General features: G+C 44.7%; 19 protein-coding genes and 1 tRNA gene. 3 read left to right on the forward strand and 17 right to left on the reverse strand.

Going from position 1 to position 21722, the window contains the following annotated elements:
- Nucleotides 1-252 precede the first annotated feature (252 nt).
- The 4 genes from ACPYIV_RS11645 to ACPYIV_RS11660 are packed head-to-tail and all read right to left on the reverse strand — an operon-like array spanning nucleotide 253 to nucleotide 4296.
- The gene (locus ACPYIV_RS11645; RefSeq protein WP_425883117.1) at nucleotides 253-1482 is read right to left on the reverse strand and encodes a DUF2264 domain-containing protein; all 1230 of its coding nucleotides are present in this window, start codon (nucleotides 1480-1482) and stop codon (nucleotides 253-255) included.
- Nucleotides 1482-2702, reverse strand: a complete 1221-nt coding sequence (locus ACPYIV_RS11650; RefSeq protein ID WP_425883119.1) for a glycoside hydrolase family 88 protein — start codon at nucleotides 2700-2702, stop codon at nucleotides 1482-1484. The genes ACPYIV_RS11645 and ACPYIV_RS11650 overlap by 1 nt, the downstream gene beginning before the upstream one ends.
- A gap of 12 nt (nucleotides 2703-2714) precedes the next feature.
- Entirely contained in the window at nucleotides 2715-3695 is a 981-nt protein-coding gene (locus tag ACPYIV_RS11655) for a FecR family protein (RefSeq protein WP_425883121.1), read from the reverse strand.
- A gap of 58 nt (nucleotides 3696-3753) precedes the next feature.
- Complete coding sequence (locus tag ACPYIV_RS11660) at nucleotides 3754-4296, reverse strand: RNA polymerase sigma-70 factor (protein ID WP_293734930.1); 543 nt, start codon at nucleotides 4294-4296, stop codon at nucleotides 3754-3756.
- A 537-nt stretch (nucleotides 4297-4833) separates the two neighbouring features.
- Between ACPYIV_RS11660 and ACPYIV_RS11665 the strand changes: the two genes are divergently transcribed.
- The 3 genes from ACPYIV_RS11665 (at nucleotide 4834) to mazG (ending at nucleotide 8736) form a co-directional block, all read left to right on the forward strand.
- Nucleotides 4834-5745, forward strand: coding sequence for an RluA family pseudouridine synthase (locus tag ACPYIV_RS11665; RefSeq protein ID WP_425883123.1), 912 nt, complete (start codon nucleotides 4834-4836; stop codon nucleotides 5743-5745).
- Nucleotides 5746-5762: 17 nt separating this feature from the next.
- Nucleotides 5763-7850: a cytochrome c biogenesis protein CcdA gene (locus tag ACPYIV_RS11670; protein WP_425883125.1), complete on the forward strand. Its 2088-nt coding sequence runs from the start codon at nucleotides 5763-5765 to the stop codon at nucleotides 7848-7850.
- A 100-nt stretch (nucleotides 7851-7950) separates the two neighbouring features.
- A complete protein-coding gene (mazG, locus tag ACPYIV_RS11675; RefSeq protein ID WP_293734863.1) occupies nucleotides 7951-8736 on the forward strand; it encodes a nucleoside triphosphate pyrophosphohydrolase in 786 nt (261 codons plus the stop codon).
- Between the two features lie 96 nt (nucleotides 8737-8832).
- Here the strand turns inward: mazG and ACPYIV_RS11680 are convergent, their stop codons facing one another.
- The 13 genes from ACPYIV_RS11680 to ACPYIV_RS11740 all read right to left on the reverse strand — a co-directional run bounded on the left by ACPYIV_RS11680 (nucleotide 8833) and on the right by ACPYIV_RS11740 (nucleotide 21180).
- Nucleotides 8833-9300 carry a hypothetical protein gene (locus ACPYIV_RS11680; RefSeq protein ID WP_425883127.1) on the reverse strand — a complete coding sequence of 156 codons (468 nt, stop codon included), beginning with the start codon at nucleotides 9298-9300 and terminating at the stop codon, nucleotides 8833-8835.
- A gap of 48 nt (nucleotides 9301-9348) precedes the next feature.
- A complete protein-coding gene (locus tag ACPYIV_RS11685) occupies nucleotides 9349-9738 on the reverse strand; it encodes a hypothetical protein (RefSeq protein ID WP_425883129.1) in 390 nt (129 codons plus the stop codon).
- A gap of 46 nt (nucleotides 9739-9784) precedes the next feature.
- Nucleotides 9785-10336 (reverse strand): RNA polymerase sigma factor, encoded by a 552-nt coding sequence (locus ACPYIV_RS11690; protein ID WP_293734860.1) that lies wholly within the window; start codon nucleotides 10334-10336, stop codon nucleotides 9785-9787.
- A gap of 157 nt (nucleotides 10337-10493) precedes the next feature.
- Nucleotides 10494-10575: transfer RNA gene (locus tag ACPYIV_RS11695), tRNA-Leu, on the reverse strand.
- Between the two features lie 160 nt (nucleotides 10576-10735).
- Nucleotides 10736-12373: a chaperonin GroEL gene (gene groL / locus ACPYIV_RS11700; RefSeq protein ID WP_293734155.1), complete on the reverse strand. Its 1638-nt coding sequence runs from the start codon at nucleotides 12371-12373 to the stop codon at nucleotides 10736-10738.
- A 41-nt stretch (nucleotides 12374-12414) separates the two neighbouring features.
- Complete coding sequence (locus tag ACPYIV_RS11705) at nucleotides 12415-12684, reverse strand: co-chaperone GroES (protein ID WP_186929295.1); 270 nt, start codon at nucleotides 12682-12684, stop codon at nucleotides 12415-12417.
- Between the two features lie 223 nt (nucleotides 12685-12907).
- Complete coding sequence (locus ACPYIV_RS11710; protein ID WP_301706441.1) at nucleotides 12908-14338, reverse strand: glycoside hydrolase family 30 protein; 1431 nt, start codon at nucleotides 14336-14338, stop codon at nucleotides 12908-12910.
- Between the two features lie 63 nt (nucleotides 14339-14401).
- The gene (gene hisS, locus ACPYIV_RS11715; protein ID WP_293734153.1) at nucleotides 14402-15757 is read right to left on the reverse strand and encodes a histidine--tRNA ligase; all 1356 of its coding nucleotides are present in this window, start codon (nucleotides 15755-15757) and stop codon (nucleotides 14402-14404) included.
- A 45-nt stretch (nucleotides 15758-15802) separates the two neighbouring features.
- Nucleotides 15803-16489, reverse strand: coding sequence for a zinc metallopeptidase (locus tag ACPYIV_RS11720; protein ID WP_008151428.1), 687 nt, complete (start codon nucleotides 16487-16489; stop codon nucleotides 15803-15805).
- Nucleotides 16490-16611: 122 nt separating this feature from the next.
- Nucleotides 16612-17883 (reverse strand): adenylosuccinate synthase, encoded by a 1272-nt coding sequence (locus ACPYIV_RS11725; protein ID WP_425883134.1) that lies wholly within the window; start codon nucleotides 17881-17883, stop codon nucleotides 16612-16614.
- A 28-nt stretch (nucleotides 17884-17911) separates the two neighbouring features.
- On the reverse strand, nucleotides 17912-18370 hold the full coding sequence (locus tag ACPYIV_RS11730; protein ID WP_300761442.1) for a Fur family transcriptional regulator: 459 nt from the start codon (nucleotides 18368-18370) through the stop codon (nucleotides 17912-17914).
- 60 nt (nucleotides 18371-18430) lie between these two features.
- Entirely contained in the window at nucleotides 18431-19114 is a 684-nt protein-coding gene (locus ACPYIV_RS11735; RefSeq protein WP_293734150.1) for a DNA alkylation repair protein, read from the reverse strand.
- Between the two features lie 8 nt (nucleotides 19115-19122).
- The gene (locus ACPYIV_RS11740; RefSeq protein ID WP_425883137.1) at nucleotides 19123-21180 is read right to left on the reverse strand and encodes a dipeptidyl-peptidase 3 family protein; all 2058 of its coding nucleotides are present in this window, start codon (nucleotides 21178-21180) and stop codon (nucleotides 19123-19125) included.
- Between the last annotated feature and the right edge of the window lie 542 nt (nucleotides 21181-21722).

Consider the following 21722-nt stretch of genomic DNA (forward strand, 5'->3'; position numbering starts at 1 on the left):
GACAAAGTATATTTTTCCATACCTTTGTATAATTAAATGTTTAATACTTTTTTCGACTAAGAGTGTTAGATATTTCGGCTGGTTGGTGCGGGAACACCAACCAGCTTTTTATATAAAAAGCTTTTCAAATTCTAAATCATAGGCATTTTGTTTTTAAGGTTATACATGTTTTTCCTGTATTTATAAAGTTAAACCCTTCATGCTTCAAATACCACTATGGAAAACGTCTTATTTAACATTCGTTAGCAACATTCATTTTATCGCATGGTCAGCTTCCACCCGTTTTCCGCTCCAAGCCTTTTTACTTGTCCAGTCGGCATAAGGCAAAGACCAAAAGCCATCTGTTTCAGGAAGCCCCAACGGGAGAAAACCGGAAGCACACAAATAAACGCTTCCCGTATTGATATAATATTCAGAAATCCGAATCTGATCTCCGCCATTAAAACCTACGCGAAGCCAACCTTGCTTATCGAAGTTAGCGGAAGAAGCGAACATATTACGGATAACAGCCGTCAGGGCACAACGCACTTGTGCGGCTTGCATAGGAGAAGGCAATATATGCATCAGCGCGGCTTGCCCCAAAGCATGAAAAGCCCCCGTACGATAAACAATAGAACGACCTACAATAGGGAAAGTTCCTTCCGGAGAAATAAAACGTTCAAGTTGAGCAGCATAACGACCGTGGCGCAGTAATTGTTCATCCAAAAAATCAGCCCCATCCAAATTATGTTTCTTCATAACAATCAAGACATCCGTCAGCATAGGATGGATCACAAAGCTATTATAATAGTCCATGTGGAACTTGGGGCCGTCACCATAAAGCGCATCCCCTTTATACCACTGATCACGAAACTTAAACACTCCATACGTCAACCGTTGCATATCACACTCGCCGGTAAACTCCAATAATGCGGCTTCGACCATAGAGGCAAACAGCAACCAGTTGTTCTCGTTAGGCTTTATATTCCGGCTCCGCTTCAACTCCGTCACCATGCGCCCGCGAGTCATCTCATCCATATTTCCCCACAATTGTCGAGGAGCGCGCAACAAACCTTGCGCCAGAAATGCAGCATCAACCAAAGGCTGATGAGGTTCACCAAAAATCAAATAATCCGGGGATTTCGGATCGACTGCATTCTTTAGTCCTCTCAGGGTCAAATCAATGTACTTTCCACGCAGTTGTCCTTCCGGAGTTCCATCCTGCCCCAACTCCAACCAAGAAGACATACCACAGACCAAGCGACCGACAGCCTCCAAATGAGAATATTTTCCACGCCCTTTATCTAATGATTCATAAGGCATATTCTGCCTCAACGTCCCTTCGGCCAAATTATTCAAAACAGGATCGGCGATCTTCGTCAGGACTTCAATCCAAAACTGACGATCTTCATGTCCGGAAGAAACCCTCTTCTTTTCTTGTGCCCGTAAAACAACTGTATGGCAGACCGCAAACAGGAATAAATATAATACGATCTTTTTCATTAGGCACCTCTTTTTTCATTCAACAATTTTTTCATACGCATCAATGCCTCCACATAGTAATAGTCTGCATAAGTAAGCGGCACATCCACTTCGATATTTCCTCTAAAATGGCCTGTAGAATGCATCAATGCGAAATTACAATTGCTGCCCTTCTCTGCCAAGTAAGCAGGCGAAGTGAGCGAACGTATCTGTTGTTCTGCAATATCAAGACACTTCTTTCCAAAATCATCTTGATTAATCGTACTCAATTCTATAAAGGAAGATGCCATAATGGCGGCTGCGGAAGCATCGCGAGTTGTATTCGGAATTTCCGGCATATCAAAATCCCAGTAGGGTACTTTGTCTTCCGGCATATTCGGATGGTTTATCAAATAGGAAGCGATATTATTGGCCTGGTCAAGATATTCTTTTTTGCCAGTCTCACGATACATCATAGTATATCCATACAAAGCCCAAGCCTGTCCTCTTGACCACGAAGATTCGTCAGCCCATCCCTGATGCGTCTGTTTTATATGTGGCAGTCCGGTAATCGTATCATACGAGACAACATGGTAGCAACTGTAATCAGGACGAAAATGATGCTCCATTGTCTTATCTGCATGATTAACGGCTATTTGCGAAAACTGTTTGTCGCCTGTCATACGAGACACAACAGTCAGGAACTCCAAATTCATCATATTATCGATAATAACCGGATATTGCCACTTCTGCTTGTTGAAATCCCAAGAACGGATAGCACCGATATGTTCTTTATAACGGGTAATCAAAGAATGAGCACCTGTAACCATAACGTCCTTGTATTCGGGATTTTGAGTCAACCTATAGCCATTGCCAAAACTGCAATTCAGCATAAAGCCGACATCATGGTTGCTCGTTACATTCTTTGCGGGTTCTACACGGTCGGTATACAATTCTGCATATCGCTTCAGTTCCGGTGTAGGTGTATTTTCATACAAATACCAAAGTTCGCCAGGATAAAACCCTGAGCACCACCAACTATAACCACTCATTTCCAAGTTTCCATCTTTAATCGATTTTGGCAATTTCCCTTCCTTTGCTTCCAGTTCTTTTGCCATCAACAGAGCTTGTTCAGTCGCTCTTTCCAAACCTTTTTCTATAACATCTTCGAGAGGTTCGACTCGTGGCTCACAAGAAGTAAAAAAGGCCACACCAATTAGTGTCACTGCAGATGTAGCAACACGACCATACCAGTTTTTCATGTTTCTATTTATTTATTGCAAGATTATTAAATTCTTATCATCATCCTTCGTATACCTGAACGGATATACGATCTGAAGCTTCCGTAAAACGCTCTCCACTCCATCCCGTTGCCTGAATTTACCGGTATAGCGGAAGTTACCGAGCTTCGTGCTTTTCACTACGATCGACACATCATAATAGAGTTCCAACTTCTTAATAATATCCGTCAGCAACATATCGTCAAAGATAAATACACCCTCCTTCCATGCCATAAAATCGGTATTTTCGAATGGGGAGACTTTGGAAGAATGGTCCGAGACAACAATCTGTTGCCGTGGAAGCAGGGCGTAACTACTGCTCCTGTCATGCGCACAAGAAACAGAGACAGCTCCTTCGACCAATGAAGTGACAAAGTATTCTTCTGCATCGTAAGCATTCACATTGAACTTCGTCCCGGTGACCTTTATGTCCATTTTGTTCGTTTTGACCACGAAAGGTTTTCCGGCTGCTTTTTCCACTTCGAAGAAGGCTTCTCCATGCAGTTCGACTTCCCGCCTTTTCGGATCGAAACGTTCGGGATAACGCAACGTGGAATTGGCGTTTAACCAGACTTCGGTTCCATCGGCAAGCAAAACTTTGGCACGCTGACCGGCCGGAGTCGAAAACTCCTGATAGCGGACAAGTTCATCCTCCTTATCGCCAGCATAATTCATCAACAGATAAGTCGACAGGACGGAAAAGATCATGATCGCAGCATAGCCTGCCACTTTACGTAGACTGAAAAGCAACGTACGTTTCTTCCGCATGCTGACGAACGAACGGTATTGCCTGTCCGAAGCCTCTCTCTCTTCATTCGCCATAGAAACAAGCGCCGACAGATTTTGTATCCCGGCAGCCTCTTTCCTTAGCTCTTCATCTTCTTTCAGCTGCTGGAAAAGTATTCGTTTTTCTTCCGCTGAAATATCACCTGCCAAATATTTTGATAACAGATCGTACATACTTCCTTTTGTCATTATATAAGTTAAACCCTCATCGTGGAATGTACCACTATGACCCAATCCGAAATAAACATTAATTAACCAAAAACAAAAGTAACGGCAAATAGTCCTTCAGTGCCACACGCAACTTCTTTAATGCTGTCACCATCTGATTCTCAACCGTATTCACCGAGATTCCAAGTTCTTCCGATATTTCTTTGTATTTGAGTCCTTCGATGCGGCTTTTGATAAAAACTTCGCGGCAACGTTCCGGCAAGGTGTCAAGAGCACGCCGGATAATCTCCTGTAACTCCTCTTCCGACTGGTAGGAATAGTCGAACGCCTCCAAAGCATACAGCTTGAATCCAAGCTCCTCTTTCATCTGGCTGTTATATTCTTCTTCGATCAACTTGTGGCGCAGGAAATTCAAACAGCGGTTTTTCACCAGCGTAAACAAATAAGTCGTAAGCGTAAAAGATATCTCGATCTCCTCCTTTCTTTCCCAGAGCGTAAGAAACACATCCTGTACTATATTCTCCGCATCTTCGTTTGCCGGAACGTAGTTTTTGGCAAAAGCGAACATCTTCGGATAATACAGCTTATATAGTTTCTCAAAATCTCCTTTAAGGTATAACATAACAGTCCAATAAATCTTTTCCCCAAAAGAAGCAAATATACGAATTTATTTCCAGCACACTATCCTTCGGGAGGACATCTTTTCAATAATCCTGATTTGTCGTCCCTTAAGCAGTTCACACTCACAAACGATTTATTTTATTTGCCTAGGGCAACCGCACCAAATCCAGCAGTAACAATTCTTTATTTCCATGGAGAGAAAAAACCGTTTTTGTCCCGAATAATTCTTTCTTAAGTGCCTGCCAATTCTGTAATCGGTGTCAGTGATTTCATAATCAGTGGTTGTGATTATATAATTGCTGACACTGATTTTATAATCACTGGCACTGATTACAGAATTGATAGGCACTCCGATGTTTTTTTATGCCTATGTAGATAAGTTTTCTTGTAGCAGGGATAGATTATTCCTTATATTATGTAGTCCATAAGATCGTATCGCTTAAAAATGAATTTGGTACGGTCGCCCTATATTTGCCCGCATCTCCTTGCAGCATTGCGCAAAAGCCAGTATCTTTGTAAACTATATATAATTAGGAATATGGCAAGACGCTCAGAATACAGAGGCACAGATAGATCCAGAGGCCCTCGCGGACGTAAAGTAACAGTGAAAGAGGAGAATACGTTGCTTCCTTTCCTGTTCGGTCTTTTAAACGAACAAAGTAAAAGTTCCGTCAAGGCACTACTCGCCCACGGACAGATTTCAGTCAATGGTACGGTAACCTCCCAGTTCGACACGCCGCTCGCACCGGGCGACGAAGTGTTGATTAGCTACGAACGGGGCAAAGTCGAGTTCAACAATCCGCTGCTCACGATTGTTTGGGAAGATGACGACCTGATAGTCGTAAACAAAAAAGAAGGCTTGCTTTCGGTCTCCAGCACACGCGTGAAGGAACGAACTGCTTTCCACCTGCTTAGCGAATACGTCAAGAAGACGGACCCGCGCAATAAGATATTCGTGCTCCATCGTCTGGACCGAGATACTTCGGGGCTGATGATGTTCGCCAAGAACCAGCAAGTGCAAAAAGCGCTTCAATCGGACTGGAACACAGCTATCACGGCACGCACCTATGTCGCCGTAGTGGAAGGACGCCCGGAGAAAGATTCCGACCTGATCGTTTCCAACCTGACCGAAAATGCCAGAATGCAGGTTTACGTGACGGCCGAAGGCGACGGGAAAGAGGCAATCACCCGCTACCGCCTGCTGCACAGCAACGGGGCCTACTCGTTGTTGGAACTCGACCTGGAGACAGGACGCAAGAATCAGATCCGCGCACAGATGCAATCCATCGGCCACTCCATCGCCGGAGATTACAAGTATGGTGCGGAGACTGATCCTACCGGACGGCTGATGCTTCACGCCCGACGGCTTTTCTTCATCCATCCGGTAACGGGTGAGGAAATGCGTTTTGAGACACACATACCTGATAAGTTTACCTCATTAGCTAAATAAATAAAAATAGAAATAATATGAAGAAGCTCTTTAGTACCTTGATACTGGTGCTCGTCGCACTGACTGTTCAGGCACAAATTCTCCAACCTGTGAAATGGAAGATCCAACTGAATGATTCCGGTTCCGCAGAAAAGGAGATCGTGTTTACCGCTACCGCCGATAAAGGCTGGCATTTATATGACCAGGACCTGCCGGAAGGCGGCCCTGTCTCCACTTCATTTACATTCGAAACGCTGAAAGGAGCCGAGCTGGTTGGCAAACCGACCCCGTCGGTCAAACCGACTACCGTGTACGACGAACTGTTCGCCATGAACCTGCGTTGGTATCCGGGAACCGTTTCGTTCACCCAAAAGATTAAAGTGACCGATCCGGCCAAGTTCAAAGCGGAAGGAGAAGTGGAGTTTATGGCTTGCAACGACGAGACTTGTTTGCCGCCCGACCGCATCAGCTTCTCGTTCGACAAAAAGAATATAAAGATGACGGCTGCCACCGAAACAGTTGCCGAAACGCCCGAAGTCGATCAGGACGATGTGACGATCGTACAGCCTGATACAGAAAAGGTTGTGGAAGAAGCTGCCGAACTGACGACTCCCGATCCGGATGCCAACAAGGGCAAGACAGAGAATAAACCGGCCCAAGTATCCAACGAGCTGACGGACAACGCCGCTCTCTGGACTCCTGTTATCGATAAGTTGAAAGCCTTTGGCGATACGACGGTTTCCGCGACCGATACATCCTGGTTGTTTATCTTCTTTGCCGGTTTCTTAGGTGGATTGATCGCCCTGCTGACACCGTGCGTGTGGCCGATGATCCCGATGACGGTCAGCTTCTTCCTCAAACGGACGAAGGACCGCAAGAAGGCGATACGCGATGCGGTAACGTACGGGCTTTCGATCATTGTGATTTACTTAGTGATGGGATTGCTGATTACGGGTATATTCGGGGCAAGTGCGCTGAATGACTTGTCGACGAATGCGGTCTTCAATATCATATTCTTCCTGCTTTTGGTCGTCTTCGCCGTCTCTTTCTTCGGGGCGTTCGAAATGGTGTTGCCTTCGTCCTGGACGAATAAGTTGGACACGAAAGCGGATTCGACGACGGGTATTATCAGTATTTTCTTTATGTCGTTTACGCTGGTACTGGTTTCCTTCTCTTGCACGGGTCCGATCATCGGGACTTTACTGGTGCAGGCAGCTTCGATGGGAACGGCCGTAGGACCGGCTATCGGTATGTTTGGTTTCGCTTTGGCTCTGTCTATCCCGTTCAGCCTTTTCGCAATCTTCCCGAATATGTTGCAGAGTATGCCGAAATCCGGCGGCTGGCTCAATTCGGTCAAGGTGGTATTGGGCTTCCTTGAACTGGCCTTGGCGTTGAAGTTTCTCTCCGTTGCCGACCTGGCCTACGGATGGCGCTTGCTGGACCGCGAGGTGTTTATCGTGCTTTGGATCGTGATCTTTATCATGTTGGGAGCTTACCTGTTGGGCAAGATCAAGTTCAGCCACGACAGCGACCTGCCGTATGTATCCGTACCGCGCCTGTTCATGGCGATCATTTCTTTCTCTTTTGCCGTTTATATGGTTCCCGGACTCTGGGGAGCTCCGCTGAAAGCAATCAGCGCCTTCGCTCCGCCTTTGAACACACAAGACTTCAGCTTATATAAAAATGGCGTACATGCGACTTACGACGATTACGAAACCGGTATGGCTTATGCCAAGAGGGTAAACAAGCCGGTTATGATCGACTTCTCCGGTTTCGGTTGTGTAAACTGCCGTAAGATGGAAGCATCCGTCTGGACCGACCCGAAAGTAAAACAGATATTGGAAAATGATTATGTCCTGATCACCCTGATGGTCGACGACAAGACGAAGCTGCCTGAGCCGATCACAATCGAAGAGCATGGCAAGACCCGCAAGCTGAAAACAATCGGCGACAAATGGAGTTACTTACAGCGCAGCAAGTTCGGCGCAAACGCCCAGCCGTTCTACATCCTGCTGAACGACCAAGGCGAACCGCTCGGCCCGTCGTACGCTTTCAACGAAAGTGTCCCCGACTATATCAAATTCCTGGAAAACGGGTTGAAAGTATTTAAGGAACAAGGGAAATAATTTGCCAATAGATCAATGTGCCAATATGCCAATAAAAAGGAACACATTCCAATTGGCACATTGGCATATTGCATATTAACACATTAACACATTATCCATAATGGCTACAAAACAAGAAAAGATGGAAGCCTTCGGACAGTTGCTCGACATTCTGGACGAGCTTCGCGTCAAATGTCCGTGGGACCGTAAACAAACAAACGAAAGCCTTCGTACGAATACAATCGAAGAAACTTACGAGTTGTGCGATGCCATCATGAAAGATGACAACAATAACATTAAAAAAGAATTGGGCGACCTGCTCCTGCATATCGTCTTCTATGCCAAGATCGGTGAAGAAAAGGCCGCGTTCGACATCAAAGATGTATGCGACAGCCTTTGCCAGAAACTGATCTACCGCCATCCGCACGTTTTCGGAAGTGCGCAAGCCGATACCGCCGGCAAAGTGGAACAGAGCTGGGAGCAACTCAAACTAAAGGAAAAAGGCGGCAACAAGACCGTTCTCGAAGGTGTCCCCGCTTCCTTGCCCTCCGTTGTCAAAGCCCACCGCATCCAAGACAAAGCCCGTAACGTCGGTTTCGACTGGGAACAACGCGACCAGGTTTGGGATAAAGTGCACGAAGAGTTTACCGAACTGAAGACCGAAATCGATAAGATGGATGCAGACAAGATGGAAGCTGAGTTCGGAGATCTGTTCTTCAGCCTGATCAACGCTGCCCGCCTCTATAAGATCAATCCGGACAACGCTTTGGAACGCACGAACCAGAAGTTCACCCGCCGTTTCAACTATCTGGAAGAACATACCATCAAAGAAGGCAAGTCATTAAAAGAAATGTCTTTGGAAGAAATGGACCGGATCTGGAACGAAGCAAAAGCAAAAGGGTTATAAAAAAACAAAAGGGGAACCGACATCACGTCGCCACCCCTCCCTTAACTTAAACGCCAAAACTAAATCTAAACAAAAAACACAAATAATGATAATATTTTATTTCTTTTCATTCTCTTCTTTTTTGTCTCCTCCCTTCATAAACTCCCGCACAAACTTTCCTTCTGCACGTCTGTATTTATAAAGTTTCTTTGGAGATAATATCTTTTTAAACTTTTCATAATACTCCTTTTCCAACTGTGCCTGTTTCATGTTCACACTCACACACTCATCAATTACTTTTAAGTAGTCAGCATCGGTTGCACTTTCATTGTGCTTTAAATCTTTGGATAGTTTACGACATTCACGACCGGCCTCAAACATCTTTTCTTGCAGTTCGTTACAAAGAGGTATAAATGATGCAGCCTCTTCAGGGGTCAACCCCATTTCTGCCGTAATAAAAGCATTCTTCTTAGCAAGGAACGCTTCTCTATCAAAATTACGATGCTGTTTCCCACCTTGAGCGTGAGCACTGAATGAGAACACAACTGAACACGCCACAAATGTAATAAAAAATATTTTATTCATACAAGTATTCTTTCAAAAATATTTCGTCAAACTTAATTTTTTTTCAATTTATTCGGTTTCCCCTATTTCTTCTGCCAATATATAACCGGCATACTGCTCTTCCAAGTACTCCAGGTATTCTTCGTCTTCGGCCGCTTGCAGAGCGGAAACTGAAGCATGAGACACCTCTGTTTTTACGAGTAAGGAGTCTGTTTTTGCAGCTTTTTCTTCGGGTCCGACCAAAACTTTAAAAAACAACCCCAATCCGGCAAAAACGGCTGCCATATATAACCAGGGACGAACACGATCCATCAAAGAAACCTTTTTCGCTTCCTTTTCTAGCTCTCTTTCGGGAAGCTGACTCATAATATTTGCCGTCAACCCTTTCATATACCCTTCGGGCACAGTAAAAGGATTTTTCCCTTTAAGACGGTCCAGATTGTTTTGTTCTGTTTTCATATCATCTCTCTTTTATGCTCTTTTGACAAATGGTAACACGAAAGGTTTAAATGTCTTTTGTTAAAAACTCCTCTACTTTCTTCACCGCATGATGATAGGAGGCTTTTAACGCGCCTACGGAAGTCCCGAAAATCTCAGACATATCTTCATATTTCATATCGTCAAAATATTTCATATTAAAAACGGCACGTTGTTTCTCCGGCAAGGTCAGGATAGCTTCCTGCAACTTCATCTGGGCGGCATCCCCATCGAAATATTCGTCTCCTTTCAGGCGCTCCAGCAAAAACACATCCGTATCATCGATCGAGACGTTGTTTTGTGCACGCTGGCGGTTCAGAAAAGTTATGCATTCGTTTACCGCAATCTTATACAACCAGGTCGACAGTTTCGCCTCTCCCCGGAAATAATCGATATTCGTCCAGGCTTTCAGGAATGTATTTTGCAATAAGTCGTTGGCATCGTCATGGTTCAAGACCATCTTTCGTATCTGCCAATACAACTTCTCTCCATAGAAATTGACAACCTGCGCGAAAGCATCACGTTGATGTGCCGGATCACGTAATTGTTTTACTATCTCTTCTTCTATATATTGTTGCATTCCTACTCACTAATTTGGGGTAAATATAAGAAAATAATCATTATCTACTTCCGTTTCCCTCCAATAACAGACGGAAATAATGGCTCAAAGTTTAATCATACCTTATAACAGGATATAAAAAAAGCGGACAACTTATATAAGTCATCCGCTTTTGAAGTGCCCAGAACAGGACTCGAACCTGCATGCCTCTCGACACACGCACCTGAAACGTGCGCGTCTACCAATTCCGCCACCTGGGCAATTCAGCACTTTTCAGTGAAGCAATCTCTCTCGATTGCGGTTGCAAAGGTAGCAACATTTTCGAAACTGCCAAACAGTAATCATACTTTTTTCATCAAAAAAACGACCACCTCCCTTTCGGGAAGCAGCCGTTTCTGATTTTATGCTTTATGGGAAGAATTACATCATACCGCCCATGCCACCCATACCCGGGTTCATAGCAGGAGCTGCCGGAGCTTCTTCTTTCTTTTCAGCGATCACACATTCCGTAGTCAGGAACATACCAGCGATAGAAGCAGCATTTTCCAAAGCAACACGTGTTACCTTCGTCGGGTCGATTACACCGGCAGCACACAAGTTTTCATACTTGTCTGTACGAGCGTTATAACCGAAGTCACCCTTACCTTCTTTCACTTTCTGAACAACCACTGCACCTTCTTTACCTGCATTGGCAACGATCTGACGCAACGGTTCTTCGATAGCACGTTTAACGATTTCGATACCAGTTGTTTCGTCTTCGTTTTCGCCCTTCATACCTTCCAATGTTTCGATAGCACGGATGTAAGCTACACCACCACCAGGAACAGTACCTTCTTCAATAGCAGCACGAGTTGCATGCAAAGCATCATCAACACGGTCTTTCTTTTCTTTCATTTCAACTTCAGAAGGAGCACCTACATACAATACAGCAACACCACCAGCCATTTTAGCCAAACGTTCCTGCAGTTTTTCTTTATCGTAGTCAGAAGTTGTATTTTCTATCTGAGTCTTGATCTGACCGATACGAGCCTGGATAGCAGCTTTGTCGCCTGCACCGTTTACGATAGTAGTAGTATCTTTATCTACCGTAATCTTTTCAGCAGTACCCAGCATATCCATTGTAGCACCTTCCAACTTCAAACCTTTTTCTTCAGAGATCACTACACCACCTGTCAGAACAGCGATATCTTCCAGCATAGCCTTACGACGGTCACCGAAGCCCGGAGCCTTAACAGCACAGATCTTCAAAGAACCACGCAGACGGTTTACAACCAAAGTTGCCAATGCTTCGCTATCGATATCTTCAGCGATGATCAACAGAGGACGACCACTCTGAACTGCCGGTTCGAGGATAGGCAGAAGGTCTTTCAATACGGAGATCTTCTTATCGTAAATCAGGATATACGGATTTTCCATCTGGCATTCCATCTTTTCCGTATCTGTTACGAAATACGGAGAAATATAACCACGGTCGAACTGCATACCTTCTACTACATCTACTGTAGTTTCAGTACCCTTAGCTTCTTCCACAGTAATAACACCTTCAGTTTTTACTCTCTGCATAGCTTCAGCGATCAGTTTACCGATAGCTTCATCACCATTAGCGGAAATCTTGGCAACGTGTTCGATCTTTTCAAACTGGCTACCTACTGCTTCAGACTGTGCAGCGAGGCTTTCTACGACTTTAGCGACCGCTTTGTCGATACCGCGTTTCAGGTCCATCGGATTAGCACCTGCTGTTACGTTCTTCAAACCAACGCCAATAATAGATTGTGCCAGAACTGTAGCAGTTGTCGTACCGTCACCGGCATTGTCGTTAGTCTTGGAAGCAACTTCTTTAACCAACTGTGCACCCATGTTTTCGAACGGGCAACTCAATTCGACTTCTTTAGCTACTGTCACACCGTCCTTTGTGATATGAGGAGCACCGAATTTCTTTTCGATGATCACATTACGTCCCTTCGGGCCCAGTGTTACTTTTACTGCGTTAGCCAGTTCATCCACGCCTTTCTTCAGAAGGTCGCGGGCATCCATATCGTATTTAATATCTTTTGCCATAGTAATATATATCTTATATTTTTATTGTTTTTAATAATGAATTAGATAATAGCCAAAATATCAGCCTGACGCATGATAAGATATTTCTCACCATCCAGTTCGATTTCTGTACCTGCATACTTACCGTACAGTACAGTATCACCATTCTTCACAACCATTTCTTCATCCTTTGTTCCGTTACCTACGGCAACAACTTCACCTTTTAAAGGTTTTTCTTTTGCTGAATCCGGAATAATGATTCCGCCAAGTGTTTTTTCTTCTGCTGCAGCCGGCTTAATCAGCACTCTGTCTGCTAATGGTCTAATGTTCATCGTTGTATATTTTTTAGTTGTTAATAATATTACGTTAATCTTGTGCTTTCTTATCGCACGTAAATGCCTATGCGAATATTGTGCCAAAATTATTGTCAGGGAAAAGACTGACAATTTTGCACTCCGGAGAGGCAAACAATGCAAATATGTCTGACAGGATGACCTTCCTGCCATAAAAGAACTTCCCCATTACAACAAGAGAGCGAACGAGGATGTTCAACTATCAGTCTATTAAAATAGTAGAAACGGACTGTGCCGGAAGCAACGGTTGATACACGCGGTTTCCGATACGGATTGAAACTGTACGGCTGTCATGTCCTTCGTTCGCCAGTACGATCACGATACTTTTATCCGGATTGACAAAAGCAAGCAGATCGGTAAACGTACCGTCTGTTTCCACCTTACGGGCACCGGGCTGGACATAATGGCTCAAATGCTTCATTATATAATATTCGGGAGTAAAAGAATAAGTTTTTTCAACAGGGTCTACAACTACCAACGAGTTCTGCGCCCACCCCCAACGGCTGATTCCTCCTTTTTCGAGGGAGATATTCCAATACATATAAGCAGAAGCTCCATTGTCAAAGTAATGTCGCATCAGGTTCCAGGAATAGACCGCACCTTTCCAGTCGTTCAAACCGTTGCCACACTCCTGCTCCGTTTGGTAAAGTTTCAAATCCGGATAGTGTTCATGTATTCCTTTTATCGCTCCTTTGCCGGCCCATTGGAAACCGGCACCTTTTATATAGCCACGACAGGCGGAATCTGACAGGATCGTATCGACCAACGCTTCATTTTTACGCTCGACAGTTCCAAACATGACCTCTACCTGCTGTTCCGCCATTACCGGACCTAAATAGTTTCCAATAAAGTTAGCCAGCGAGGCCGCCGTCCAGCAACAACTGGGAAAGATTTGGGCAGAATTAAATTCATTCTGTGGCATAACGGCAAATATATTTATTCCCTGTTCCTTATAGGCCCGGATGAATTTTGAGAAATATAAAGCGTACGCTTGCAAATAAAGCGAATCCTGAATAAACATATCCTCCCCTTCATGCCCGACTTTATCTGCCGCCAAGCCGTTCCGGTATTTTTCATCATAAGCCTCTCCTGTATAAGCCGAAGCATAGTGCTTGTTATATTTCATCCAGGAAGGAGGACACCAGGGAGACGCCCAGATACGCAAGTTCGAATTTTTTTTCATCGCATTCCGGATAAATGGGATCAAAGTCTGCTGGTCATTGGCGATAGTGAAATTCTTCATTTCAAAATCACCGTCCGTTTCATTATAAGAATACCAGTCACGTGAAAAGTCATTTGCCCCGACCGGCATACGGCAGATTGTGAAATTAGCCCCGTATTCCGGGAAGAAAAGTTCTTCCATTATGTTTTCGCGATCAGCCGGATTCAGGCGACTCAAAGAAATCCAGCCTAATTCGTTAAAGCAAGCACCGAACCCATCTATCTTTTGCAGGAGATTATCCTTATATACAGTCACATCGATTGTCCGGACAGTATCAGCCGAAGCAGAAAGCAAATCGGGTTGCTCCTGCCAGAAAGCCTCTTCCGTAGTCGTCACCCAGGAGGCGCGGGGTTGGAAAGTACAAGATGACAGATATAAAGCTATCGAGAGAATCAGACAAGGCATTTTCATAAGGATATGTATATAAAAAAGAAATGCCGCAATAGAATCGCAGCATTTCCTTTACTTTTTTTATTAGAATCTTTCGATCAGTTCTTCTACCGTGACAAGAGCCTGTTCGCCTGTCGACATATTTTTCAGATTGATCTTACCTTCGTTTATTTCGTTCTCACCGACAATCGCTACAAACGGGATTTTCTTTGTATCAGCATACCCCATCTGTTTCTTCATTTTGGCAGACTCAGGGTATAACTCCGTACGGATACCGGCGGCACGTACTTTAGCTATCAGCGGAAGCAGATAGTTTTCTTCCTTTTCACCGAAGTTTACGAACAACAGTTGCGTAGTCTTCAAAGAATCAGCCGGGTAAAGTTCCAACTGATTCAGGACATCGAAGATACGATCGGCACCGAACGAAATTCCGACACCTGAAACGCCGTCCATACCGAACACTCCGGTCAAATTGTCATAGCGTCCGCCACCCGTGATACTTCCGATCTGGACATCCAATGCCTTCACTTCAAAGATAGCTCCTGTATAGTAGTTCAGGCCGCGCGCCAACGTCAGATCCAGTTCCAGTTCCGCATGCAGTTCCAACTTCTCGATACGGTCCAGGATAAATTCCATTTCGGCAATACCTTTCATTGCGATTTCCGACGCTGCCAGTTCCTTTTTCAGAACGGCCAGCTTTTCACGGTTCGTACCTTTCAACATAATGATAGGCTGCAAACGGGCTATCGCATCTTCAGACAATTCCTTGGAACGTAACTCTTCATTCACATTATCCAGACCGATCTTATCCAACTTGTCGATAGCGACCGTGATATCAACAATCTTGTCGGCTTCACCGATTATCTCGGCAATACCGGAAAGGATTTTACGGTTATTCATCTTAATGCAGACACGAATGCCGAAACGGCGGAATACTTCATCCATAATCTGGATCAGCTCGACTTCGTTCACCAGCGAATCAGAACCTACGACGTCGCCGTCACACTGGTAAAACTCGCGGTAACGTCCTTTCTGCGGACGATCGGCACGCCATACCGGTTGTATCTGGTAACGCTTGAACGGGAAAGTAATATCATTACGGTGCTGTACCACGTAACGGGCAAAAGGGACTGTCAGGTCATAGCGCAAGCCTTTTTCACAGGCTTTTACCCCGAATCTCACGGCATTGCGCTCCAACAACTCTTCATCCGTTATTCCGGAAAAGCAGTCACCGGAATTTAATATCTTGAAAAGCAACTTATCACCTTCCTCTCCATATTTCCCCATCAGTGTAGACAGGTTTTCCATGGCCGGTGTTTCAATCTGCTGAAATCCGTACAGATGGTATACTTGGCGAATAGTATTGAATATATAATTACGCTTCGCCATTTCTTCAGGCGAAAAATCTCTTGTTCCTTTAGGGATAGACGGCTTTTGCATGATTCTCTAATTTATTATTCAGACTGCAAAGGTAATGCATCCTATTTAATCCCGGCTTCTTCCACCGAGGAAAATCATGATATAATATAATAATGTAGCAAGCGAGCCCAGAGCAGCCACTACATACGTATAAGCGGCAGAACGTAAGGCATCTTCAGCCTTGTCATGCGTATAAACATTCGTAATGCCGGCATTACTTAACCAAGCCAAAGCTCGCTGGCTTGCATTAATCTCGACCGGCAGTGTAATAAAACTGAACAAAGTAGTCGAAGCAAACAGGATAATACCGAAAAGCAACAACTGAGGAAAGCTATTTATCAACAGCATACCCCCCAACAGCACCCATGTCATAATGTTGGAAGCAAAGCTGACGACCGGAACCAAAGCCGAACGCATCCGAAGAGGCGCATAAGCCGTAGCATGCTGGACAGCATGCCCGCATTCATGAGCCGCAACAGCAGCGGCAGCAATACTATTACTGTAATAAACCGATTCGCTCAGATTGACGGTTTGGTTGGCCGGATTATAATGATCCGTCAAATGTCCGGGAGTAGAAATAACCTTTACATCATAAATACCGTTATCATGCAACATCTTTTCTGCCACATCTTTACCTGTCATGCCATTCGGCATAGGAATCTTGGAATATTTCTCAAACTTGTTCTGGAGTCTGGAAGAAACCAGCCAGCTAAGAAGGGCAAAACCGATAAATATAATCCAATACATGCTCATATTCTTCTAATTTATATAGTTATACTAAATTATAAACGACAAAAAGTCTGCCAAAAACAAAAATGGCAGAAGATCATCCTTCCGGGATGTGGTCTTCTGCCATTTTGTATTATTTTCAGGTTTTATTCTTCGGTATATCTGACAATTGTTTGCTCACGGTCAGGACCGACAGAAACAATCTTGATCGGAACTTCCAGTTCTTCTTCAAGGAAGGAGATGTAGGCATTGAACTCTTCCGGGAATTCGTCTTCGCTCTGCATCTTCGTCATGTCGACATTCCAACCCGGCATTTCCACATATACAGGTTCGATACCTTCGTTGATTTCAAACGGGAACTCTGTTGTTTCCTCACCATCGATCTTATAAGCGACGCATGCTTTTACTGTTTCAAAACCATCCAGCACATCGCTCTTCATCATGATTAGTTTCGTCACGCCATTGATCATGATCGCATATTTCAATGCAACCAAGTCAATCCATCCACAACGGCGTTCGCGTCCGGTTACGGCACCATATTCGTGACCGATCTGGCGGATCTTGCTACCAGTCTCATCAAACAATTCCGTCGGGAACGGACCGCTGCCGACACGTGTACAATAGGCTTTGAAGATACCATATACTTCGCCGATGTTACGCGGAGAAACCCCCAAACCGGTGCAGCAGCCTGCACAAATCGTATTCGAAGAAGTCACAAAAGGATAAGAACCGAAATCGATATCCAGCATCGTACCCTGTGCACCTTCTGCCAAAACAGACTTACCTTCTTTCAAATAGTTATTGATCACATGTTCGCTATCGATCAGGCGAAACTGTTTCAGATATTCCAGGGCCTTGAACCACTGTGCTTCCAGTTCGGTAATATCATATTCATAATTCAGAGAACGCAGAATAGCTTCATGTCTTGCTTTCGCAGCAGCATACTTTTCGTCGAAGTCATGTAACAAGTCACCTACGCGCAGGCCGTTACGGCTGATCTTGTCCGTATAAGTCGGACCGATACCTTTACCGGTCGTACCGATTTTGCCCGAACCTTTCGCAGCCTCGTAAGCAGCATCCAATATACGGTGAGTAGGCAAGATCAAATGAGCTTTCTTAGAGATACACAGTTGTTTGGTCAGGTCGTGTCCGCTGGCAGCGAGCGCTTCCGCTTCCTGCTGGAACAACAGCGGATCCAGTACGACACCGTTACCGATAACGTTTACCTTTCCTCCCTGAAAAATACCGGAAGGGATAGAACGTAATACATACTTTTCACCGTTAAATTCCAAAGTATGTCCTGCATTGGGACCTCCCTGAAAACGAGTTATCACATCGTAATTCGGAGTCAAAACGTCGACAACTTTTCCTTTGCCTTCGTCACCCCACTGCAATCCTAATAAAACATCTACTTTCATCTTTTTATATTATAGGCTGTTAATATTCTTATTTCTTCCGCTGAAGCCGGTACTTACATTTACTGCACAAGCCATAAATGTAAAGCGCATGATATTCAGGAGTGAAACGAGATATCTTCAACGCACTGATATCTTTTTTCAATGTCATATCCTTCAACTCCCGCATCGCCCCGCATTTCGTACAGATCAGATGCGAATGTGTTTCTGCCAGCATCCGTAATTCATACTGCACAGACTGGTTCATGAGTTGATGCCGCACAATCAGATCACTATCTACCAACACTTCAAGCGTATTATAAATAGTGGCCCGGCTGACATGAAAATTCATTTCCTCCAGTTTCTGATGCAGCAAACACATATCGAAATGACCGGGGAAACTGCATATACATTCCAATATGGCATACCGTTCCTCTGTCTTCCGTAGTTTTTTCTCTGCAAGATATCTGTTGAACAGGTCTTGCATCTCTATGTACTTTTTTGCATCCATCTTCAAGTTGCGACTCCACGCGACCGACAAAGTTAGCGCATTTATTTTAAACGCAAAGCCTTAACGGCAATATTCAAATTCAAATTTTAAATCATTATATATTTCTTGTCCCTCAGTTGTCTTCATGAATTCAGGAAATTCGTCAAATCCGCCCAACATTTGCCGCGCCCTTTCAGCCGACTGCCTTCCATAAAACTTCATAGCCTTTACTGCAGCCTGCTTTTCCTTGAAAGACGCCCCGAAATCAGGCCAGGCAATCGTCCGCATACATTCCACGATAAATGCGGCTCTCACCGGTGCAATCAAGTCCTTTCCTTCCTTAAACAGTTCGGCCCAGACAAGAAAAGCTACCGTACGGGCATATTCGTCTTGCACGTTAAAAACCGCCCCAAGCAGCAAATCCTCCACATCCGACAACTTATAAAACAAATTATGACTGCACTGCTCCGCGATTTCCAAATAAGGAATATCCTTCACCCATTGCTCCGCCTTTTGAGCCGAAAATTCATCCACCGGTTGCAAAAGAGAAGCTAATATCTTGAATTCACGAATATCTTCTTTCCACAAGGCGGCAGCCAGCCCGGAATCCGGTTTATGCGTGGCGGCAATCTGTTTGATTTCAGGCAGAGGCACACCGAAATTCAATTTATAGACGATACCTTTCTCGCGCATACTGGCAGAGATCACACCATTCATCGCCAGGCGAAGCTGGGTCCGTATTTCTTTTAATTCATCCTGTAACATATGCTTTATTATTCATTATAAGACGGTAAAAACGAATATTCCTTGCTGTAACGCAGCATCTGGTCGGCATATCCTTCGGTATAGTCCAGTACAATGTCCGTTACTTCTCCCTTATCATTCCTGACTTCCTTCATCACCGGATTCACAAATCCCTTATACGGAGCCAGGTTCAGCTTGGCATAACGCTCAAGCACTTCGGCATGAAGAGCCGTATCGACTTTTACGCCATATTCTTCCACCAGTTTCTTTCCGGCGGCAAAATCGCCTTCGCTCTTGATACGCTGCACTTCCGCCAGCAAAGTTCCGAACAGTTCACGCAGCTTCGCATAGTCGCCCACAACCACGTAGGTCTTGCCACCCCGCCGTTTCAGTTCAATTACGTTGCCGGCCTTCCCTTTTTCATATACCCATTTAGCGATCAGCTGACGGTTACGCATATGGGCTTCTTCAACATTCTTGCCTTGCTCGATCCGGACCAACTGTGTCATCAGGCCATTCATTATATATTTATAGTATTCTGTCTTATAAGCCTCCGCATCCGGCACAAGTCCCAGTTCCACCAGCTTGGCATCTCCGAGATAGTACAAACCGAAGAGGTCGGCACGCGCCTCTTCCAACGTGGAGCTGTATGCCTTCAAAGCATCCGGATCAGTATCGGGAAGCAATTTACCGGAACCATGTCCCAGGCATTCATGCAAATCGGTATGCAGGTTGTCGGTGATGAATCCGTATTTCTTCAATCCCTCGCGCTCCTTGTCGCTCCAGACAAATTCTTCATTGAAACCATTGCCCTGCGACGCTTTATCGTATGCTTCGGTGATATTCTCGATCGTAACGGATTTCGAACCATGATCGCCGCGGATCCAGTCGGCATTCGGCAGGTTTATACCGATCGGCGTTGCCGGATAGCAATCGCCTCCCAACATGGAAACCGTAATCACTTTGGCACTGACGCCTTTTACCTTTTCTTTCTTAAACCGTTTATCTACCGGAGAATGATCTTCGAACCATTGTGCATTGTCGCTGATCACTTTTGTCCGCTTTGTCGCCTCCTCGTTTATAAAGTTCACGGTCGATTCCCAGCTTGCTTTCATCCCTAACGGATCGCCGTATGTTTCGATAAAGCCGTTTACAAAGTCAACATCCGAGGCCGTATCTTCCACCCACAGGATCGAATAGGCATCAAAAGTTTTCAGGTCTCCAGTCTGGTAATATTCGATTAGTTTCCCGATAATTGCTTTCTGCACATCATTCTCAGCAAAAGCCATGGATTTCTGTAATTCGGACACGATCTTTTCGATTGCCGGAGAATACAGGCCGCCTACTTTCCATACCTTTTCGACAAGCTTACCGTTTTCTTTTACCAGACGGCTGTTCAAGCCGTACGAGATCGGAGAAATCGTATCTTTCCCGACTTTCATCCGGGTATAGAAATCCTCTACTTCTTCCTGGGTAACTCCTTCACCATAATAATTATTGGCCGAAGCCTGGATCAGGTCGACATCGCCACTCTGCACCGTACGCTTCGCCATCACAGCCGGATCAAAGATCACGGGGCTGATCTCGGCGACAAACTGTTCCACCGTCTGCCCTTCACGCAGCGGTAGTGCAGAAGCCTCAACCTGCGACACGCAACTCCGGAAGAATTCAGGAGTAAAACCGGGGACAAATTTATCTTCCGCATAATGGTGATGGATGCCGTTGGCAAACCAAACCCGTTTCAGATAGGTTTCCAAAGCTATAAACTGCGGATCTTTACGATCACCTTTATAGCTGGTATAAACAGCCTCCAGCGTGCGGCGGACCGGCAGGTTATACCGGCAGTTCTGATCGAACAGGATATCCCGTCCCATCTGGGCAGCTTCCGACAAATGATATAATAATTGTTTCTGCTTCAAAGAAAGGGATTCAAATCCCGGAACTTGATAACGCAGTATCTGAAGATCAGCAAACTGATCCACGACATAATTGAAATTATCCTGAGTAGCTTCCGCCATCTCAGCCTTCTGCCCCGTACAGGCAGTCATAGCCATTGCAGTCATAAGCGATAACATTATATTTCTCATATACTTACTTTTAGCTTTTCCTATGTTATTATTTTAAAGGTCGTTTCGCAAAGGTACAGATATTTCGGGAATTGAGCTAATCAATTCTTCTTACGCGATCCTTATTTCTATATTTTACTAATCTCGTCACCCGATCTGGCATCCGTCTTCCAACAAACAAGAATTTACAAACAGACCTTTGACAATCAAAACAATGTATCGGACTATTTCATATATTCGCGCAAAGGAAGTTGCCTGTCGACAATTGTCGACAAGCTTGCCGACAGTTGTCAACAAACCTGCCGACAATTGTCAACAAGCCTGCTGACGATTGTCGGCAAACGATTACATGGAAACTAAAGTAAGCATCCGCCCCGGTACATCATCCTTATCCAAATCAGTAGGATCCTGGGCTATAACTTCGCTTGTAAAGACTATATGTATAAAAGCAGCAAGAGTTGCCGCCTGAACCAAGCGACAACCCATCCTACCAATTTTCATAATTAAAGTTTCAAACGTGTACGTGTTTATTTGTGCCCAAAACGTGAAAGAATTCGTCTTTA

It is taken from the genome of Parabacteroides vesiculifaciens, assembly GCF_049860805.1.
In the GTDB taxonomy this organism is placed as follows: domain Bacteria; phylum Bacteroidota; class Bacteroidia; order Bacteroidales; family Tannerellaceae; genus Parabacteroides.

Bases quoted from the DNA above. Each gene is read 5' to 3' on its own strand.
- ACPYIV_RS11645 (WP_425883117.1), bottom strand. From the start codon at position 1,482: ATGAAAAAGATCGTATTATATTTATTCCTGTTTGCGGTCTGCCATACA.
- ACPYIV_RS11650 (WP_425883119.1), bottom strand. From the start codon at position 2,702: ATGAAAAACTGGTATGGTCGTGTTGCTACATCTGCAGTGACACTAATT.
- ACPYIV_RS11655 (WP_425883121.1), bottom strand. From the start codon at position 3,695: ATGACAAAAGGAAGTATGTACGATCTGTTATCAAAATATTTGGCAGGT.
- ACPYIV_RS11660 (WP_293734930.1), bottom strand. From the start codon at position 4,296: ATGTTATACCTTAAAGGAGATTTTGAGAAACTATATAAGCTGTATTAT.
- ACPYIV_RS11665 (WP_425883123.1), top strand. From the start codon at position 4,834: ATGGCAAGACGCTCAGAATACAGAGGCACAGATAGATCCAGAGGCCCT.
- ACPYIV_RS11670 (WP_425883125.1), top strand. From the start codon at position 5,763: ATGAAGAAGCTCTTTAGTACCTTGATACTGGTGCTCGTCGCACTGACT.
- mazG (WP_293734863.1), top strand. From the start codon at position 7,951: ATGGCTACAAAACAAGAAAAGATGGAAGCCTTCGGACAGTTGCTCGAC.
- ACPYIV_RS11680 (WP_425883127.1), bottom strand. From the start codon at position 9,300: ATGAATAAAATATTTTTTATTACATTTGTGGCGTGTTCAGTTGTGTTC.
- ACPYIV_RS11685 (WP_425883129.1), bottom strand. From the start codon at position 9,738: ATGAAAACAGAACAAAACAATCTGGACCGTCTTAAAGGGAAAAATCCT.
- ACPYIV_RS11690 (WP_293734860.1), bottom strand. From the start codon at position 10,336: ATGCAACAATATATAGAAGAAGAGATAGTAAAACAATTACGTGATCCG.
- groL (WP_293734155.1), bottom strand. From the start codon at position 12,373: ATGGCAAAAGATATTAAATACGATATGGATGCCCGCGACCTTCTGAAG.
- ACPYIV_RS11705 (WP_186929295.1), bottom strand. From the start codon at position 12,684: ATGAACATTAGACCATTAGCAGACAGAGTGCTGATTAAGCCGGCTGCA.
- ACPYIV_RS11710 (WP_301706441.1), bottom strand. From the start codon at position 14,338: ATGAAAATGCCTTGTCTGATTCTCTCGATAGCTTTATATCTGTCATCT.
- hisS (WP_293734153.1), bottom strand. From the start codon at position 15,757: ATGCAAAAGCCGTCTATCCCTAAAGGAACAAGAGATTTTTCGCCTGAA.
- ACPYIV_RS11720 (WP_008151428.1), bottom strand. From the start codon at position 16,489: ATGAGCATGTATTGGATTATATTTATCGGTTTTGCCCTTCTTAGCTGG.
- ACPYIV_RS11725 (WP_425883134.1), bottom strand. From the start codon at position 17,883: ATGAAAGTAGATGTTTTATTAGGATTGCAGTGGGGTGACGAAGGCAAA.
- ACPYIV_RS11730 (WP_300761442.1), bottom strand. From the start codon at position 18,370: ATGGATGCAAAAAAGTACATAGAGATGCAAGACCTGTTCAACAGATAT.
- ACPYIV_RS11735 (WP_293734150.1), bottom strand. From the start codon at position 19,114: ATGTTACAGGATGAATTAAAAGAAATACGGACCCAGCTTCGCCTGGCG.
- ACPYIV_RS11740 (WP_425883137.1), bottom strand. From the start codon at position 21,180: ATGAGAAATATAATGTTATCGCTTATGACTGCAATGGCTATGACTGCC.